At 62.8% G+C, this 19,510-nt stretch carries 12 protein-coding genes; 6 read left to right on the top strand and 6 right to left on the bottom strand.

Going from position 1 to position 19,510, the window contains the following annotated elements; translation table 11 throughout:
- Nucleotides 1-91 precede the first annotated feature (91 nt).
- From glgD to glgB, 4 genes are all read right to left on the bottom strand, one after another.
- Complete coding sequence (gene glgD / locus QVN30_RS07300) at nt 92-1,198, bottom strand: glucose-1-phosphate adenylyltransferase subunit GlgD (protein ID WP_066832469.1); 1,107 nt, start codon at nt 1,196-1,198, stop codon at nt 92-94.
- Between the two features lie 4 nt (nt 1,199-1,202).
- Nucleotides 1,203-2,348 carry a glucose-1-phosphate adenylyltransferase gene (locus QVN30_RS07295; RefSeq protein WP_087199296.1) on the bottom strand — a complete coding sequence of 382 codons (1,146 nt, stop codon included), beginning with the start codon at nt 2,346-2,348 and terminating at the stop codon, nt 1,203-1,205.
- 115 nt (nt 2,349-2,463) lie between these two features.
- Nucleotides 2,464-4,893: a glycogen/starch/alpha-glucan phosphorylase gene (locus tag QVN30_RS07290; protein WP_289835925.1), complete on the bottom strand. Its 2,430-nt coding sequence runs from the start codon at nt 4,891-4,893 to the stop codon at nt 2,464-2,466.
- 15 nt (nt 4,894-4,908) lie between these two features.
- Nucleotides 4,909-7,203 carry a 1,4-alpha-glucan branching protein GlgB gene (gene glgB, locus QVN30_RS07285; protein ID WP_289835947.1) on the bottom strand — a complete coding sequence of 765 codons (2,295 nt, stop codon included), beginning with the start codon at nt 7,201-7,203 and terminating at the stop codon, nt 4,909-4,911.
- Between the two features lie 593 nt (nt 7,204-7,796).
- Between glgB and QVN30_RS07280 the strand changes: the two genes are divergently transcribed.
- Both QVN30_RS07280 and QVN30_RS07275 read left to right on the top strand, forming a co-directional pair.
- The gene (locus QVN30_RS07280; RefSeq protein ID WP_289835924.1) at nt 7,797-8,510 is read left to right on the top strand and encodes an HAD family hydrolase; all 714 of its coding nucleotides are present in this window, start codon (nt 7,797-7,799) and stop codon (nt 8,508-8,510) included.
- Entirely contained in the window at nt 8,507-9,181 is a 675-nt protein-coding gene (locus tag QVN30_RS07275; protein WP_289835923.1) for a thiamine diphosphokinase, read from the top strand. Before QVN30_RS07280 ends, QVN30_RS07275 begins: the two co-directional genes overlap by 4 nt.
- Before the next feature lie 170 nt (nt 9,182-9,351).
- Here the strand turns inward: QVN30_RS07275 and QVN30_RS07270 are convergent, their stop codons facing one another.
- Together QVN30_RS07270 and adhE are read right to left on the bottom strand one after the other, a co-directional pair.
- Nucleotides 9,352-10,116: an aminoglycoside phosphotransferase family protein gene (locus tag QVN30_RS07270; protein ID WP_066832454.1), complete on the bottom strand. Its 765-nt coding sequence runs from the start codon at nt 10,114-10,116 to the stop codon at nt 9,352-9,354.
- A 114-nt stretch (nt 10,117-10,230) separates the two neighbouring features.
- A complete protein-coding gene (gene adhE / locus QVN30_RS07265) occupies nt 10,231-12,876 on the bottom strand; it encodes a bifunctional acetaldehyde-CoA/alcohol dehydrogenase (RefSeq protein WP_204564844.1) in 2,646 nt (881 codons plus the stop codon).
- A 556-nt stretch (nt 12,877-13,432) separates the two neighbouring features.
- Between adhE and QVN30_RS07260 the strand changes: the two genes are divergently transcribed.
- The 4 genes from QVN30_RS07260 (at nt 13,433) to QVN30_RS07245 (ending at nt 19,322) form a co-directional block, all read left to right on the top strand.
- Complete coding sequence (locus QVN30_RS07260) at nt 13,433-14,218, top strand: transposase (protein WP_289835922.1); 786 nt, start codon at nt 13,433-13,435, stop codon at nt 14,216-14,218.
- Between the two features lie 389 nt (nt 14,219-14,607).
- Nucleotides 14,608-14,796 (top strand): 50S ribosomal protein L28, encoded by a 189-nt coding sequence (rpmB, locus tag QVN30_RS07255; protein ID WP_066832438.1) that lies wholly within the window; start codon nt 14,608-14,610, stop codon nt 14,794-14,796.
- A gap of 339 nt (nt 14,797-15,135) precedes the next feature.
- Nucleotides 15,136-17,505, top strand: a complete 2,370-nt coding sequence (locus QVN30_RS07250) for an ABC transporter ATP-binding protein (protein WP_289835920.1) — start codon at nt 15,136-15,138, stop codon at nt 17,503-17,505.
- Complete coding sequence (locus QVN30_RS07245; protein WP_289835919.1) at nt 17,505-19,322, top strand: ABC transporter ATP-binding protein; 1,818 nt, start codon at nt 17,505-17,507, stop codon at nt 19,320-19,322. Before QVN30_RS07250 ends, QVN30_RS07245 begins: the two co-directional genes overlap by 1 nt.
- The last annotated feature ends 188 nt before the right edge of the window (nt 19,323-19,510 follow it).

Raw genomic sequence — 19,510 nt, 5'->3', positions numbered from 1 at the left:
ACCAAGCGGCCAGACGGCGAATTCAATGATACCGCTTTGCCCCGTCACGATGGGGCGTAGGGGTCAATTTGTGACCGTGGCAACGGGTTCGTTACACGACGGGGGCCTTGCCGACGGACAGAATCGCATCAGGGGTGCCGCGCAGCTCGGTGTTCGCCGGCACGACATTGTTCTTGTCGATGATGGCGTTCTCCACGCGTGCGCCGCTCTTGATGATGACGCCCTGCATGATGATGCTGTTGACGACGTTCGCGCCGGACTCGACGACGACGCCGCGCGACAGGATGGAGTTGCGGACCGTACCCATGATCTCGCAGCCCGCGGAGATGCGGGAGTTGCATGCGATGGAGCCGGCGGCGTACTTGGCCGGGGCGGCGTCATGGGCCTTGGTGAGGATCGGGCGATCCTTGCGGAACAGCTGCTTGTTGATGACGGGGTCGAGCATCTCCATGCTGCGCTGGTAGTAGGTGACCTCGTCGAACATGCCCACCGCAAGGCCCTTGAACTCGTAGCTGCACACGTCGATGCGCGCGAAGTCGGCGGCGATGGCCTCGAAGATGTCGAGGTAGTCGGCGCTGGCGTAGCGATCGATGATCTGCAGCAGGAGGTCGCGGTTGATGATGAAGCAGTCGACGAACTTGTTGTCACCGTACTTGCAGCCCTCGCGGACCTCGATGACGCGGCCGGCGTCGCCGATAACGAGGGAGCAGGCGTCCTCGTGGTCGCGCTCGGCCTTGACGTAGACCATGGTGATGCCCACGCCGCTCGCCTCATGGGCGTCGATGATGGCGTTGAGGTCCATGTTGAAGATGATGTTCGAGCCCATCAGCACGACATAGGGCTCCTTGGCGCGCTGGAACAGCGTCTTGTTGGAGATGATGTCGCGCAGCAGGAAGCGCATGCCGGCCTTGGTGGTGCCGTAGGGGTTGCCGGGCAGCGGGAAGAGGCCGCCGCGCTTGCGATCGAGACCCCAGTCCTTGCCGTGGCCGACATGGTCGATGATGGAGCGGTAGTTGCCCGGCATGACCAGGCCGACGGTCTTGATGCCCGCGTTCGCCATGTTGGACAGCGGGAAGTCGATCAGGCGGTAGCGGCCCATGACCGGGACCGAGGCGATGGGACGGCTCTGCAGGAGCGTCTCCTGCTTGAGCGCGGTGTAGTTGGCAGTGATGTAACCGATGGCCTTGTTGTTGATCATCGGCTCATTCCCCCTTCCCGATAACGACGTCGTTTCCGACGACAGCGGTGTCCTTCTGGGTGTCGACGCTTCCGAGCTTCACACCCTCCTCGACGACGGCGTTCTCGCCCAGGATGGCGCGGACCACGTGGGCGCCGCTCTTGACGATGGCGCCGGGCAGCAGGACGGAGTCCTCGACGATGGCGCGCTCCTCGACCACGCAGTCGGTGGAGAGGATGGAGTGCTTGGCGGTGCCGAAGACCTCGCAGCCGTTGGAGACCAGACAGTCGTCAACGCGGCCGTTCGGGCCGATGTAGTGCGGGGGACGGGTGGTGTCGTTGCTCATGATGGGCGCGGACTTCTCGTAGATGTCGAACTCGGGGTTCGGCCCGAGCAGGCCCATGCTCGTCTCGTGGTAGCTGGCGATGGTGCCGACGTCCTTCCAGTACCCGTGGAACTTGTGGACGTACAGGTTCTTGCCGTCGGCGAGGGCCTTCGGAATGATGTCACCGCCGAAGTCGTGGCCGGAGCGCTGGTCGAGCGCGTCGTCCTCGAGCGCCTTGATCAGGAAGTCGGCCGTGAAGATGTAGATGCCCATGGACGCGAGGTTCGAGTCGGGCTTCTCGGGCTTCTCGGTGAACTTGGTGATGCGGTCGTCATCGTCGGTGGTGAGGATGCCGAAGCGGCTCGCATCCTCCCAGGGCACGGGCATGACGGCGATGGTGAGGTCGGCGTTGTGCTTGATATGGTTGTCGAGCATCTCGCGGTAGTCCATGCGGTACAGCGCGTCGCCGGACAGGATCAGCACGTACTCGGGATCATGGGCCTTGATGTAATCGAGGTTCTGGGTGACCGCGTCAGCCGTGCCGTTGTACCAGGCGCCGCCGTCCTGCGTGGCGTACGGCGGGAGTATGGACACGCCGCCGCCGCGCTCGTCCAGGTCCCAAGCGGAGCCGGAGCCCAGATACGCGTGAAGGCGATACGGGCGGTACTGCGTCAGAACGCCCACCGTGTCGATGCCGGAGTTGGCGCAGTTCGACAGCGTAAAGTCGATGATCCTGTACTTGCCTCCGAATGAGACTGCCGGTTTGGCGATCTTAGATGTGAGCGCCCCCAATCTGCTGCCCTGTCCTCCTGCGAGGAGCATAGCGATGCATTCTTTTCTACTCATCGAATTCTCCTTCATTGCTGTGCCGTGCAATACCTTTGCCTTGGGTGTAACAATGCGGCGCGCCGCCGTAAGGGCATGTGGGCGGCGCGCCGTAAAGGCCAAAAAACCGTGCGCCTTACGCCTTCCAGATCTCGTCGCGGTACTCGCGGATGGTGCGGTCGGACGAGAAGTGGCCGGAGTTGGCGATATTCATGAGCGCCATGCGCTGCCACGTGCGCTGGTCGTCATAGACCTCGGTGAGCTCCTCCCACGCCTGGACATAGGAGGCGAAGTCGGCGAGCACGAAGTCGTAGTCGTTGTTGTTCATGAGCTCGGCCTGGATGGACTCGAAGTTGCCCGACAGGCGGGCGAACGTGCCGTCGACCAGCTCGTCGACGCAGCGGCCCACGCTGTCGCGGTCCGCGTTGTAGACGTCCCACGCGAAGTAGTTGCCGTGGCGCAGCGCCTCGACCTCGCTTTCCTTCAGGCCGAAGATCTTCTCGTTCTCAAGGCCGGCCAGCTCGGCGATCTCGATGTTGGCGCCGTCGAGGGTGCCGAGGGTGATCGCGCCGTTCATCATGAGCTTCATGTTCGAGGTGCCCGACGCCTCCTTGCCGGCCGTGGAGATCTGCTCGGAGATCTCGGTGGCGGGGTAGATGAGCTGGGCGTTGGAGACCGCGAAGTTGGGGATGAACGCGACCTTGATGTACTCGTTCACGCGCTCGTCGTTGTTGATGACGTCGGCGACCGAGTTGATGAGGCGGATGACCTCCTTGGCGAACGTGTAGGCGCTCGCCGCCTTGCCGGAGAAGATGAACGAGGTCTTGTGCGGCTTGTAGGAGGGGTCGGCCAGCATGCGGTTGTAGATGTGCATGACCTTGAAGATGTTCAGCAGCTGGCGCTTGTAGGCGTGGAAGCGCTTGACCTGGACGTCGAAGATCGAGTCGACGTCGAGCTCGACGCCGCAGGTCTTCTTGACGTACTCGGCCAGGCGGACCTTGTTCTCGCGCTTGCTCGCGGTGAGGGCGTCCAAAAACTCGTTGTCGTCGATGTAGGACTCGAGGCGCTTGAGCTCGGAGGCGTCCTTCAGCCAGCCGTCACCGATCTTGCTCGTGATGAGGCGGGACAGCGAGGGGTTGGCGTTGCCCAGGAAGCGACGGGGCGAGATGCCGTTGGTCTTGTTGTTGAACTTCTCGGGGGTGAGCTCGTAGAAGTCGTGGAGCGTGTCGCGCTTCAGGATCTCGGTGTGCAGCTGGGCCACGCCGTTGACGGAGTGGGAGCAGATGACCGAGAGGTTCGCCATGCGCACCTGGCCGTCCCACAGGATGGCGGTGTTGCGCAGCTTGTCCTGCCAGTTGTCGACATCGCGCGGGAAGCTCTCCATGAAGCGGCGGTTGATCTCGTCGATGATCATGTAGACGCGCGGCAGCAGGCGGCGGAACGTGTCGATGGGCCACTTCTCGAGCGCCTCGGGCAGGACCGTGTGGTTGGTGTAGGAGACGGACCTCGTCACGATGTCCCACGCGGTATCCCAGTCGAGGCCCTCCTCGTCCATGAGCAGGCGCATGAGCTCGGCGCCGCACATGGCGGGATGCGTGTCGTTGGTGTGGATGGCGACCAGGTCGGGGAAGCGGTCCCAGGAGGAGGTGCCGTAGTCGTTCTTGAAGGTGCGCAGGATGGAGGCGATGCCCGCGGCGACGAACAGGTACTCCTGCTTGAGGCGCAGGATACGGCCGTGCTCGCCAGCGTCGTTGGGGTACAGGATCTCGGAGATGGCCTCGGCGTCCGTGCGGAACTTGTTGGCCTTGGCGTAGTCGCCGGCGTTGAACGCGTCCAGGTCGAAGTCGGCGCTCGCGGGCTCGGCGCTCCACAGGCGCAGGCGGTTCACGGTCTTGCCGTTGTAGCCGATGATGGGCACGTCGTAGGGGATGGCCTCGATGAGGTCGCCGCCCTCGACGCTGAAGCTGAAGGTGCCGTCTTCGTTGCCGTGGCGCACGACGTCGCCGCCGAAGCGGACGTGCACGCGGCTCTCAGGGTGGCGCGTCTCCCAGGGATAGCCCTTGGCGAGCCAGTTGTCGGTCACCTCGACCTGGCGGCCGTCACGGATCTCCTGCTTGAACAGGCCGTAGCGGTAGCGCATGCCGTTGCCGAAGCCGAGGATGCCCTCTGCGGCCATGGAGTCGAGGAAGCACGCGGCGAGGCGGCCCAGGCCGCCGTTGCCCAGACCGGGGTCGCCCTCCTCGGCGAGCAGGTCGTCGAGCTCGATGCCCATCTCGGCCAGGCCCTGCTCGACGATGTCGCGAACACCGTAGTTGAGCAGGTAGTTGTCGAGCAGCGGGCCCATGAGGAACTCAAGGGAGAAGTAGTAGACCTTCTTCTTGTCGCTCCTGCCGTTCTCGGAATCGGATTCTGCGAACTGACGGTTCGCGCGCGAGGCGATCAGCTTGGCGAGCGCGCGATAGCGCTCCGCGTTCTTGGCGTCGTCGATGTCCTTGCCGACCTCTGCCATAAGCATCGTGCGGTAATCGCGCTTGAACTCATCGGCAGTTGCAAAAATCTTTGGCATGCGGATAACTCCCTCTTAGTCGTTTTCCTTCGCCGAGGCAGGGGAGCTCTTCGGCGAAGCCTTTCTCGTGCGTGCCGCAGTGGATGCGGCACCGGATGCCTTCTTCGGCGTCTTCACGGTTTTGGCCGTGGAGGTGGATGTGGTCGATGCGGCCTTCGTCTTCTTGGCTCCCGTGGACTTGCTCGTCGCGGTTGCCTTCTTGGCGGAGGCCGTCTTGGTGGTCTTCGAAGCGCTAGACGCCGCGGCGTCCTCGGCCTTCTCGGCGCAGGTGCGCTTGGTCGCGGTCTTCTTGGTCGTCGTCGCGGTCGCCTTCTTGGCGGTCGTCTTGCGCGCGGTGGTCTTCTTGATCTTGGGCGGCTTGTAGGAGCTGGGCCCCTGGCGCTTCAGGACGATGCCCGCAAGCGGCGGGACGAGGAGCTCGATGGAGTTCTCGAAGCCGTGCTTGGGCTCGGGGTGGCTGGAGAGCTTCTTCTCGTTGTGCTTGCCGGATCCGCCGAAACGGACGTCGTCGGAGTTGAAGATCTCGAGGTAGTCGCCCTCGCGCGGGACGCCCATCTGGAACGTCTCGTAGAACGCGGGGTCGAAGTTGATGAGGACGACCAGGTCGTCATCGGGGTTCTCGCCGTGGCGGACGAACGAGATGATGGACTGCTCGTTGTCGTTGGGGTCGATCCACTCGAAGCCGTCCTGGGAGTAGGCGAGCTCGTAGAGCGCCGGCTCGGCGGTGTAGAGATGGTTCAGCGCCTTGATGAACTGCTGGTGCTTGGCGTGGGTCTCGTACTCCTCGGTGAGGAACCACTGAATCGACTCGTAATAGCGCCACTCGATGAACTGGGCGATCTCGTTGCCCATGAAGTTGAGCTTGGCGCCCGGATGGGTCATCTGGTAGAAGGCGAGCGTGCGCAGGCCCGCGAACTGGCGCCACCAGTCGCCAGGCATGCGTCCGATCAGCGAGCACTTGCCGTGAACGACCTCGTCGTGCGACAGCGGCAAGATGAAGTTCTCGGAGAACGCGTACATGATCGAGAACGTGAGCAGGGTGTGGTTGCCCGGGCGCCACGGGAAGTCGGTCTGCATGTAGTGCAGCGTGTCGTTCATCCAGCCCATGTCCCACTTGTAGTGGAACGCCAGGCCGCCGTCCTCGGCGGGATAGGTCACCAGCGGCCATGCGGTCGACTCCTCGGCCATCATCATGACGTCGGGGAAGGTCTGGCCCACGGTGTTGTTGACTTTGCGGATGAAGTCGATGGCATCGAGGTCGCCCTCATCGCCGTACTTGTTGAACTTCTTCTGGGCGGGGTCGTCCACGCCGAAGTTCAGGTACAGCATGCTCGAGACGCCGTCCATGCGGATGCCGTCGGCGTGGAACTGCTCGATCCAGAACAGCACGTTGGAGATCAGGAAGCTGCGGACCTCTCCGCGGCCGAAGTCGAACTTGTGCGTGCCCCAGTTGGGATGGATCTCGCGCTCGTAGAGCATGTGGCCGTTGAAGGTCGCGAGCCCCTGGGCGTCGGCGCAGAAGCCGCCGGGGACCCAGTCGAGGATCACGCCGATGCCCGCCTGGTGGCACGCGTCGATGAAGTGCATGAACTGCTTGGGCTCGCCGTAGCGGGCGGTCACCGCGTAGTAGCCCGTTCCCTGGTATCCCCACGAGCCGTCGAAGGGGTGCTCCATGACGGGCAGCACCTCGATGTGGGTGTAGCCCATCTCGCGCACGTAGTCGACGAGCTCGACCGACAGGTCGTCATAGGTGTAGTACTCGCCGCGCTGCGCGGGGAACGGATCCATGGGGCCGGGGTAGTTGCCGTTCTCGTCCGGCTCACCCTGCGGCTCGTCGCCGTGGCGGCGCCAGCTGCCCAGATGGACCTCGTAGATGTTCAGGGGTTTCTTCATGTGGTCGGAGGCGTGGCGGGCGTCCATCCAGGGCTTGTCGCCCCACTCGTAGCCCTCGATGTCCATCAGGCGCGATGCGGTGCCTGGGATCTTCTCGCTCCAGAACCCGTACGGGTCTGCCTTGTAGAGGAGCTTGCCGTCGTCCGTCTCGATGACGTACTTATAGAGGTCGCCCTGGGAGAGCCCGGGCACGAACCCCTGCCACAGACCGCCCGTGGGAAGCTCGTCGAGCTTGTTCGCCTCGACGTCCCAGTCGTTGAAGTCGCCGACGACAGAGACGCCTGCGACCTCGGGCGCCCAGACGCAGAAGCGCCACCCGTCCACGCCGTTTTGCGTGTCGGGATGCGCGCCCATCTTTTCCCAGCTGCGGTTCCACGAACCCTGAGCGAACAGATGGATGTCGTCATCGGTGATGATCAGGCAGGGGGCCTGCGCGCCATCCGTGGATGCCGCCTGCGAAGTATCGAGTTCAGCATGTGTGCGGTCCAACTTATCCGTCCAATCGACAGGGGAGACGATAACGTCGCCCAAAACTGGTATACGGTCACGGCGATATCCATGCGCCTGCGAGCAACCGCCGGTGGGTTGGAACACCGCGACGTACATAATTTAACACTTACGCGTCATAACATCGAGGTGAAGCCGAAGGACGGTCGATTTTGTCCGTTGGGCGAAATGGATAAAACCCCGCTGTGCTGAGCTTTTGGCTGCTTTTCGGGGTGTCCAAGATGTCCAATCGTTCGGTCCATCGTAGAAGTGCGGGGCCGCCTTGGGCAGGGTGCCAATCGTTTGCGTTGCGGGCGCGAAGCCAGGGCTCTTGTTCACCGATTTCCCCTTGACAGCGTATCGCGCTTTTGGCAAGGGCGTGTAAAGGCGCCGTGAGCTGCTCGTTCGGGGTTCATGCGGAAATGTTGGCACGCTGCATGGGCGCGACCGATTTGCTAGGATGTCAGGGCGGTGCGGAGTCCCGTATCGTTTGGTGGTCATTCTCGCGAGTTGGAGGACACGCTATGTCCGAGCAGCGTCCCGCGCGTCCGCGCGCGTTCATCTTCGATTGCGACGGCACCCTGCTTTCGTCCATGGGCATGTGGCTCAAGGTGCAGGTCGAGCTGTTGGCGACCTACGGCATCGAGACGACGCCCGACGACTTCGCCCGGTTCGAGTCCCTGCCGGTGATGGGCGAATGCGAGGCCTATCACGAGACGTGGGGCGTGGGCGAAACCGGCCAGGACGTCTATGATCGCCTGATGGACATGCTGATGGAGCACTACCGCCGCGACGTGCCGCCCCGACGCGGCGTACGGGACTTTTTGGAAAGTGCGCGCGAGGCGGGGATCCCGATGATCATCGCGACCTCGACGCCCGTCGTCGCCGTCGAGGCCGGCCTTGAGGCCAACGGGCTGCGCCCCTTCTTCTGCGATATCGTGACGACCGGGGAGGCGGGCGCCTCCAAGGATCACCCGGACGTGTACAACCTGGCCCTCCAGCGCCTGAGCGATGCCTGCGGATTCGACGAGGTGCCGGCGCATCGCGACGTCTGGGTGTTCGAGGACGCGACGTTCGGCTTGCTGAGCTCGGGCTCCGCGGGCTATCGCCGCGTCGGCATCTACGATCCCGAGGGCCGTGCGCTTCGGGACGACGTGCGGGCCAACAGCGAGATCTTCATCGATGAGTTCGACGAGCTCTCGCTCGAGCGGATCTACGCGTTCGGGGAGAGGGCATGATGCGCGCAGACGAGCCTGCGTCCGTCGCTGTCGTCGGCGGGTCTCCCGAGCCCTCGTCGGCTTCGACGGTCCGGCGGGCCGCTGCGCGCGCTGATGCCGTGGTGGCCATCGACCGGGGCCTCGACGCGGTTCGCGATGCCGATATCGGCGTCGACGTGTTCTGCGGCGATGCGGACTCCGTCAGCGCCGAGGGTGCGGCGCTCGTTCGAGCCGTCGAGGCTGCCGGCGACAGCGCGCCCTTCGAGATCGAGCGCTACAACCCGCATAAGGACGACACCGACCTCTCGCTCGCCCTTCGCGCGATCCGTCAGCGCTGGGGAGCGCCGAGGCTCGTGTGCACGTGCCTGTCAGGCGGGCATCCCGACCACCTGCTCGGCGTGCTCGGCCGTCTCGTCTCCTGGGAGGGGCCGGTCGAGCTTGTCGAGGATGCGTTCGAGGGCCGTATCCTGCATGCGGGGCACAGCTGGACCATCGAGGGCGCTGAGTCGCGTCGGTTCTCCTTCATCCCGCTGTCCGCCGCGTGCGAGGTGTCCGAGTCCGGCATGCGGTGGAATCTCGACCACCATCCGGTCGACCTGCTTTCCGATCTGGGCATCTCGAACGTCATCGAGGGTCCCGAGGCGACCATCACCTGCCACGCCGGCACCATCGTCTGCTGGACCTTCCACTAACAAAAAGCGCCGCCCAATAGGCGGCGCACACATCCAAAAACCCAAGCAAGACTACCTGCAGTAGGGATGATGCAGGGCGCGGCCCGAGAATTCCTAAGCGAACATTCCGCAGGCCGCAGGCCGAGGACGTTCGCGTGGAATCTCGGGCCGCGCCCGATGGGAATCAGTCCTTACTGATAGTCGAACACGTCAATCCAGCTCATCAGGAACTCGTCGTTCTTGCCGCCGCGCTTGCGGGCGAGCTCGGAGGCAGCGACGATCGGCAGATAGCCGCGGACGACCTGGACGGCCTCGTCGGCGTGCTCGCAGTACAGCTCGAGGTAGGCGTCGGCCTGCTGCTTGTCCTGCAGGGCGAACAGCAGGTAGGTCATGGCGGCGTCAGCTGCGGGAGCGCCCTGGGTGGCGTGCGCCCAGTCGCATACGTAGAGCTGCTCGTCATCGCCCACGATCACGTTGGAGGGGTTGAAGTCGCCGTGGCAGACGCGACGGCGCATCTTCATGCCGTCAAGACGCTGCAGCAGGTCGTAGCGCGTGGAGGCGTTGATCTGGTCCAGCGAGTTGATCATGCGGGAGTACTTGTCGGTCTGGCGCGGGAGCAGCGGGCAGCGATAGGAGTGGACCTCGATCTGCAGGTTCACGAACTGCTCGAGGTACTCGTAGAAGCGGCCGGGCTCGGCGGCCATCTTCTCGGCGAGGGTGACGCCGGGGACCTTGGTGGTGACGAGCGCCCAGCCGGCGTCCTCGACCTTGGCGACCTCGATGGCCTTCGGGGAGCGGATGCCGCACTCGTTGATGCGCGCGAGATTCAGAGCCTCGTTGAACACGTCGGAGACCGGCTTGTCCTCGGAGAAGACCTTGGCGATCTTGTCGCCCAGATCGTAGACGACCTTGTTGGAATGACGAACGATCTCGACCTTGGAATCGGGAAGGATCATGGCGCTACCGTCCTTTCTTGTGGTTTGCACCATCGTATGCCAGATCGGGGCGCGCGTGAAGCGCGGCGCTCCGAGCGCGCCCCGGTTGCGGGTGATCGGGCGTGAGCCGGATCGTTAGGCCTCGTAGCTCTGGGGCTCGCGGCCGTAGTAGGCGTCGAGGTAGAGCTCCTTGATCTCGCTGATCAGCGGGTAGCGCGGGTTGGCGCCGGTGCACTGGTCGTTGAAGGCCTGCTCGCTCATCTCGTCGAGCGTCTCCAGGAAGTACTTCTCGTCGACGCCGTACTCGGCGATGGTCTTCTTGATGCCGATGGTGTCCATGAGCTCCTCGAGCTTGGCGATGAAGTTCTCGAACACCTCGCGGTCGTCAGCGCCGGTGCAGCCGCAGTAGCGGCCGAGGTCGGCGTAGTCCTTGAGCGCGTGCGGATACTGGTACTGGGAGAAGGTGCCCATCTTGACGGGCTTCTCGGCAGCGTTGTAGCGCATGACGCGGGTGAGGATGACGGCGTTGGCCAGGCCGTGGGGCAGGTGATGGAACGCGCCGAGCTTGTGGGCCATGGAGTGGTTGACGCCCAGGAAGGCGTTCGCGAACGCCATGCCGGCGAGGCAGGAGGCGTTGTGCATCTCCTCGCGGGCGTGCGGGTCGTTGGCGCCCTTCTCGTAGGCCGCGGGCAGGTTCTCGAACACGAGCTTGGCGGCGCGCATGGAGAGGCCCTTGGTGTAGTCGGAGGACATGATCGAGACATAGGACTCGATGGCGTGCGTCATGACGTCGATACCGGAGGCGCAGGTGAGGCCCTTGGGCGCGGTCATGGCGTTGTCGACGTCGACGATGGCCATGTTCGGCAGCAGCGCGTAGTCGGTGATCGGCCACTTGATGCCGGTCTCGGCGTCGGTGATGATGGCGAACGGCGTCACCTCGGAGCCCGTGCCCGAAGAGGTCGGGACGGCGACGAAGTAGGCCTTCTCACCCAGCTTGGGGAAGTTGAAGACGCGCTTGCGGATGTCCATGAAGTCCATGGCGGCATCCTCGAAGCTGACCTCGGGGTGCTCGTACATGAGCCACATGATCTTGCCGGCGTCCATGGCGGAGCCGCCGCCGACGGCGATGATGACGTCGGGCTCGAACAGGCGCATGCGCTCGGCACCGCGCTCGGCGTCCTGCAGGCGCGGGTCGGGGCAGATGTCGTAGAACGCGTCGTGGGCGACGCCCATCTCGTCGAGCTTAGCCTCGATGGCGCGGCAGTTGCCATTCTTGTACAGGAAGGAGTCGGTGACGATGAAGGCGCGCTTCTTGCCCATGACGCGGCCGATCTCGTCGAGGGCGACCGGCGTGCAGCCCTTCTTGAAGTAGATCTTCTCGGGAGCCCTGAACCAGAGCATGTTCTCGCGGCGCTCGGCCACGGTCTTGATGTTGAGCAAGTGCTTCACCCCAACGTTCTCGGAGACGGAGTTGCCACCCCAGGAGCCGCAGCCCAGCGTCAGGGACGGCTTCATGCCGAAGTTGTACAGGTCGCCGATGCCGCCCTGGGAGGACGGAGTGTTGATCACGATGCGGCACGCCTTCATGGTGTCCTCGAACAGCGCGATCTTGTCCTTCTCGGCGGGATGCACGTACAGGGACGCGGTGTGGCCCGGGCCGCCTGCGAGCACGAGGTGCTCGGCCTTGTCCACGGCCTCCTGGAAGTCCTTGGCATGGTACATGGCGAGGACGGGGGAGAGCTTCTCGTGTGAGAACTCCTCCTTGACCGGGTCGGTGGAGGAGACCTCGGCGATCAGGATCTTGGTCTTGGCCGGGACGTCGATGCCGGCGAGCTCGGCGATCTTGGCGGCGGGCATGCCCGGGATGCGGTGATCGAGGGCGCCGTTCTTGAACATGGTCTCGCGCAGGGCCTCGAGCTCCTTGCCCTTCTTGACGAAGTAGCAGCCGCGGCGCTCGAACTCGGCCTTGACCTGGTCGTAGATGGAGTCGAGGGCGGTGACGGACTGCTCGGAAGCGCAGATCATGCCGTTGTCGAACGTCTTGGAGTGGATGATCGAGTTGACGGCGTTCAGGATGTCCGCGGTCTCGTCGATGACGACGGGGGTGTTGCCGGCGCCGACGCCGAGGGCGGGCTTGCCGGAGGAGTACGCGGACTTGACCATGCCGGGGCCGCCGGTGGCCAGGATGATGTCGACGTTGCTCATGAGGGAGCTGGTGAGCTCGAGGGTCGGCTGGTCGATCCAGCTGATGATGCCCTCGGGGGCGCCTGCCTTGACTGCGGCGTCGAGCACGACCTTGGCGGCGGCGATGGTGCACTTGGCCGCCGCGGGGTGCGGGGAGATGATGATGGCGTTGCGGGTCTTCAGGCAGATGAGGCACTTGAAGATGGCGGTGGAAGTGGGGTTGGTGGTCGGGATGACTGCGCCCACGACGCCGATCGGCTCGGCGACCTTCGTGATGCCATAGGCCTCGTCGCGCTCGATCACACCGCAGGTCTTGGTGTTCTTGTACGCGTTGTAGATGTACTCGGCTGCATAGTGGTTCTTGATGACCTTGTCCTCGAGGACGCCGCGGCCCGTCTCCTCCACGGCCATCTTGGCCAGGGGGATACGCATCTTGTTGGCGGCCATGGCCGCCTCGTAGAAGATCTTGTCGACCTGCTCCTGGGTGAAGCTTGCGTAGGCCTTCTGGGCGTCACGGACGTACTCGAGACGCTCCTTGAAGGCGTCGACGGTGTCGACGACGGCGGGATTGGCATGAACCGTTGGCTTTTTTGCCATGCTGAGCTCCTTTTCATCGGTGCCTGCCTATGGCTTGTATTCTATATAAGGATTGGCGTGTTTTCCGAAGCATTACAGAGATTTGCCGTAAACGGTACAAATGAAACGCTTCAACTGCAGATAATCGTCTGAAATCAGCCTAAACGGACACCGAATTGTGAAGACTCTTCACGTCTCGACACCCATCCCATACTGCAAAAACCCTATCAACCTATCAAAATATGCCCTAGTCCTCCCACCCAACAAATTGAAACGCTTCACCAAATGCAAATTGGGGACGCAAATGCAAATCGGGGACGTACCTCCCGCGTGCACTTTTGCAAATCGGGGACGTACCTTACGCATGCACTTTTGCAAATTGGGGACGTACCTTCCGTATGCACTTTTTGATGCGGGGAAACCTCTTGTCGGTCTGTGTCTGGAATCTTTAGAGAAGCAATCCGCATCATGTAAGGTGTCCTTACAAAAACAAAGAATAATGAACCTAATGAAATCACCAATACATAATGGGCAATATGAACCCATATACATCAAGCGCATGCAAAGGGGGATTGCCATGCCGCGCGTAGCACGAGAACTATCTGAGTCGGGTCTCTATCACATCACGGCTCGCGGAGTCGGCAGCCAGCTCATTTTCTACTCCGACGATCATTACGTGAAGTTCCTCGACATGTTGGCGCAATCATGTGCGACCCATCGCATAGCGATCATCGCCTGGTGCCTCATGGCAAATCATGTTCATCTTCTTCTGGAAAACGAGGACGATGAGCGGCCGGATGGATTCAGCAAGGCGATGCATTCGCTTCTTTGCCGTTACGCCATGCACTTCAATCACACCACGGATAGAGTCGGGCATGTATTCCAAAACAGATTCGGCTGCTCGGCTATCAATTCCGACCGTTATGCTCTTCAAGCGGCTACGTATATACAGAGAAACGCGCTGGATGCGGGATTCGAGGTCGACGAGTATCCCTGGAGCAGTTTCCAAGAGTACGCGGGGGTGTGCAGGGATGATATCGGCTGGCTGTGCAAAACCGACGTCCTCATCGGATTGGCCGGTAGCCGAGAAGGGCTGATCGAGTACTTTATGAACGGACCTTGCGACGACTACCGCGCATCATGTAGGACGGGCAGGCTCAATGATGGCGAGGCGCTCGATCGCGCCCTGAGCGTTCTGCCCGAGGACGTCGCGCTTCACGAGGTGAAGGCGCTGGGCGTGAAGCGGCGCAACGGCATATTGGTCAGCATGCGCGAGGCGGGCCTTCTAGTTAAGCAGATCGGGCGTTTCACGGGGATCGGAATATCGACCATCTCGAGGGCGACATCTCGGGTGATGCCGTAGTCGTACGGCAGCAAGGCTCGCTACGGTTGCGCGGCATCCGCGGAGCCCGTCCGCTCTATGAGACGCTTCTATCAGGGGGTCCGACCAATCGGTTCCACGGCGTCGATGGGGCATGTGGCGTGGTGTGCTTGTTGGTACGTGATGCTTTTTGCGGCTGATGCCCTTTTCAGGGGCATTGCTCAGGGATTCTGGTATAGTTACTCTGCATTTGCTGGCATGTGCGCAGCGAGCACGGTTCACTGCTCCAGATCGGTTTTTCTCTATAATGCCGGTGCGAAACCGATATTCGCGTGCTCAATGTGTAGATTCAGCAGATGCGCCAAACTGTGCTATAGTCCAATGCTGTTTGTTCAACGGCTGTTTTATGCCGTCCAAGGAGGTTAACGAAAATGTCTAAGGTTTGTGAGATCTGCGGTAAGCACCCCGTTGCTGGTCGCTCCATTAGCCACTCGCACCGCGTCGCCATCCGTAAGTTCCGTCCCAACATCCAGCGCGTGTATGTTGTGGTCGATGGTCATCGTCGCAAGATGAACGTCTGCACCAACTGCCTCAAGTCCGGCAAGGTCGCTCGTTCCTAAGACTTCGCGGCAAACATCGCGTTAACCGTTACCGACGGTATATTTTGAACTACTGGGCACCCATTGGGTGCCTTTTTTCATGGCGCGACAGGGCATGCTTGAATTATCCGGAGGCATAGCCATCGCCAACATCAAAGGGGTGTCCCTTGCATGCAAACATGCACGCGCAAGGTACGTCCCCGATTTGCAAAGATGCACGCGGAAGGTACGTCCCCGATTTGCAAAAAAATTAGGTGCCTAAGTTGTTGGGTTCTTATGAATCCGAGGGTCGCGCGAATTTCCGAATGTCATTCGGAAAGAATGAGCCGTTGTGTATAGGTACGACAATATGAGGAGGGGATGGGACGCGTGAGGATTTTCAGCTTCCTGAAGAACCACAAGCTCAGTTTTCTGATCGCCTTGGTGCTGCTTTTCGCGCAGGCGAACTTCGAGCTCACGCTGCCCGGAGTCATGAGCGACATCGTGGATGTCGGCATCAGCCAGGGCGGTATCTCAAGCACGGTTCCTGATGAGATCACGTCGGAGGACCTGGAGAGCGTCGAGCTGTTCCTGAGCGATGCCGAGGTCGATCAGGTCGAGCCCCATTTCAGCGAGCCCGACGCCGACGGCGTCCGGACGTTTACGGGGTCACGCTCGGATCGCGAGTCGCTGGAGGGCTTCATGGGCGAGGCGGAGATGCTCGCCTATCAGTTCATGGAGGGCGTCTCAATCGACGAGTTCGACGCGGCCACGGAATCTTCCGCCGCGGACGCAGGCACCGCCCAGCAGGCGCCGGCGGCATCGGCCGACCCGGTCGAGCTCATGCGGCAGATGTTCGGCGACACCATCGACATCGCTGACATCGAGAGGCTCGTCGATGCGGGCGTGGTGACCAAAGACCAGCTCGTCGAGTCCCGAGAGACCCTGACCCGCCAGCTTGGCGACAACGGCGACTCGATCATCCAGTCGCGCGCCATCGAGTTCGTCGAGAGCGCGTACCGCGATGCCGGTGTCGACTTGACGGCGGTGCAGAGCAACTACCTGTTCAGCCAGGGCCTGACCATGCTCGGGTATGCGCTCGCCTCGGCGGCATGCGCCATACTCGCGGCGCTCAACGCGAGCCGCACGTCTGCCGCCATCGGTCGCGACCTTCGCCATCAGCTCTACGAGCGCGTGCTCGATTACTCGCCGGCGGAGATGGGCAAGTTCTCCGCGGCCTCGCTCATCACGCGCGCGACCAACGATATCCAGCAGATCCAGATGATCACCGTGATGTGCCTGCGCATCGTGCTGTTCGCCCCCTGCATGGGCCTTGGCGCCGTGGTGCGCGTGCTGACCACCCCCACCGGGATGGAATGGATCCTCGTGGTCGCCATCGTTGCCATCGCCATCGCGATCGGCGTGCTCATGGGCGTCACCATGCCCAAGTTCCGGATCATGCAGTCGCTCGTCGACCGCAACAACCTCATCGCGCGCGAGATCCTCACCGGCATCATGCCCATCCGCGCCTTCGGCCGCCAAAAGCACGAGGAGGAGCGCTACGACGAGGCGAACCGCGAGCTCACGAGCACCTATATCTTCACGAACCGCTGCATGACGTTCCTCATGCCGGTGATGATGATCGTCATGAACGCCACGACCGTCGGCATCGTGTGGTTCGGAGCGCAGGGCGTAGACGCCGGCAACCTTCAGGTCGGCACGCTGATGGCCTATATCAACTACGTGATGCAGGTCATCATGAGCTTCATGATCCTCACGATGATCTCGGTCATGCTGCCGCGCGCCGGCGTCGCCGCCGACCGCGTGCAGGAGGTGCTCGACACGCAGACGTCCATCAAGAACCCCGAGCCCGAGGCGCGCGTCACGCGCGAGCGGTCCGAGGGCTGGAAGGGCGTCGTCTCGTACAACGACGTCACGTTCACGTATCCCGACGCCGACGTTCCGACGCTCGAGAACATCAGCTTCACGGCCGAGCCGGGCAAAACCGTCGCCATCATCGGTTCGACCGGTTGCGGCAAATCGACGCTCGTGCAGCTCATTCCGCGCCTGTACGACGTGACGGAGGGCTCCATCACGCTCGATGGCGTCGACATCCGCAACATCGACTTGGCCGAACTGCGCCGCACCATCGGCTATGTGCCGCAGAAGCGCATGCTGTTCAGCGGCACCATCGAGAGCAATATCAAGTACGGCGACGAATCCATGAGCGACGAGGACATGGTCCAGGCGGCGCAGATCGCGCAGGCGACCGAGTTCATCGAGGGCAAGCCGGACGGCTACTCGAGCCCGATCTCCCAGGGCGGCACGAACGTGTCGGGCGGTCAGAACCAGCGCCTCTCCATCGCGCGCGCCCTCGCCATCCATCCGAAGGTCCTCGTGTTCGACGACTCGTTCTCGGCGCTCGACTACAAGACCGATGCGACGCTGCGCGCCGAGCTCGATCGGCGCTGCTCCGACTCCGCGGTCATCATCGTCGCCCAGCGCATCGCCACGATTATGCATGCCGACGAGATCCTGGTTCTCGATGACGGGCGCATCGTGGGGCGCGGCACGCATGCCGAGCTTCTGCACTCCTGCCCCGAGTACCTCGAGATCGCCAAGAGCCAGCTGTCCGAGTCCGAGCTCGGGCTGGACGAGCCCGCGCGCCCGGCATCGGGGCAGTCCGGCGACGAGGGCGTGGAGCCCGCCGCCGCAGCAGAAGATTCGACCGAGAAGGGAGGTGAGCGCTGATGCCAGGTCCTGCACGCCGCGGGCCCGCGTCTGAGCGCGCCCGTGATTTCAAAGGCACGGTCAAGCACCTTGTCGTCTATCTCGCACATGAACGCATCGCGCTCATCGTGGCGCTGGTCTGCGCCGTCGCTTCCGTGGTGTTCAACGTCGTGGGCCCGCGCATCCTGGGCCAGGCAACCACCAAGCTCTTCGAGGGCCTGAGCGCCAAGATCATGGGCACGGGCTCCATCGACTTCGCCGGTATCGGGTACATCCTCGCCGGCCTGCTGTGCCTGTATATCACCTCCGCCGGATTCAACTTCCTGCAGGGGTGGCTCATGACGGGCGTGACGCAGCGCGTGTGCTACCGCATGCGCCGCGAGATCGTCGAGAAGATCGACCGCATGCCGCTGTCCTACTTCGAGAGCAACGCGGTCGGCGACGTGCTGTCGCGCATCACCAACGACGTCGACACGGTCGGCCAGTCGCTCAACCAGTGCGTCACCCAGCTCATCACCTCGATCACGCAGATCATCGGCGTCACCCTCATGATGATCTCGGTGTCGGTCGCGCTGGCCGGCCTGACGTTTCTGACCATCCCGGTGTCGCTCGTCCTCGTCGTCCTCGTCGTCCGCTCGTCTCAGCGCTACTTCCGCCAGCAGCAAACGCTGCTCGGCAAGGTGGACGGCGTCATCGAGGAGAGCTTCTCCGGCCAAAACGTCATCAAGGTGTTCAACCGCGAGCAGCGCGCCGTCGCCGACTTCGATGCCGACAACAACCTGCTCTACGAGGCGGGCTGGCGCTCGCAGTTCCTCTCGGGCCTGATGCAGCCGATCATGAACTTCGTCGCGAACCTCGCCTACGTCGCCGTGGTGTCGTTCGGCGCCTTCCTGGCGGTCGCGGGCGCCATCAGCGTCGGCGACATCCAGGCGTTCATGCAGTACGTGCGCAACTTCACGCAGCCGATCACCCAGCTCACGCAGGTGTCGAACATGATTCAGATGCTTTCCGCGGCAGCGGAGCGCGTGTTCGAGTTCTTGAGCGAGCCCGAGGAGTCCGCCGACGCCGCCACGCCGGAGCTGCCGCAGCGCAGCAAGGGCGCCGTCCAGTTCGACCATGTGAAGTTCGGCTACGTGCCCAACAAGACGATCATCCATGACTTCTCGTGCGACATCCAGCCCGGCCAAACGGTCGCGATCGTGGGGCCCACGGGCGCGGGCAAGACGACGCTCATGAAGCTGCTCATGCGCTTCTACGACGTCAACGCGGGCGCGATTCGCGTGGACGGCGTCGATGTGCGCGAGTACGCGCGCGATGACCTGCGCGAGAACTTCGCCATGGTGCTACAGGACACCTGGCTGTTCAAGGGCTCCGTGCTCGAGAACATCCGCTACGGCCGCGCCGACGCGAGCGACGACGAGGTCCATGCGGCGGCCCGCGCCGCCCTGGCGGACCACTTCATCCGCACGCTTCCCGGCGGCTATGCGTTCGAGCTGAACGAGGACGCCTCCAATGTGAGCCAGGGCCAAAAGCAGCTGCTGACGATCGCGCGCGCGTTCATCGCGGACCGTCCCATCCTGATCCTCGACGAGGCGACCTCGAACGTGGACACGCGCACCGAGGAGCGCATCCAGCGCGCCATGGACGCGCTCATGCAGGGCAGGACGAGCTTCGTGATCGCGCATCGCCTGTCGACGATTCGCAACGCGGACGTCATCTTGGTGCTGCGCGATGGCGATATCGTCGAGTCCGGCACGCACGAGGAGCTGCTCGCAAAGGACGGCTTCTACGCCGAGCTCTACAACTCGCAGTTCACGGACGGCGGGGAAGAGGAGTAGCCCCGACATCATCCTGACGATCCCTTGAGCGCACCCTCCAGATGACGGCTCGACCTCTTGTATGGCCGCAGACGTCGTCTGGAGGGTTTTGCATGCGCAAGGGGCGCGAGGTTGTGCGCATCCCGTTAATGAGACCGAAACGTAGGTAATTCTGAGTAAATGGGTATGATTTCCGCATACAATGGTCA

The organism is Collinsella ihumii (assembly GCF_030385545.1).
Classification (GTDB): Bacteria; Actinomycetota; Coriobacteriia; order Coriobacteriales; family Coriobacteriaceae; genus Collinsella; species Collinsella ihumii.
This window is presented reverse-complemented; position numbering and strand designations above follow the sequence as displayed.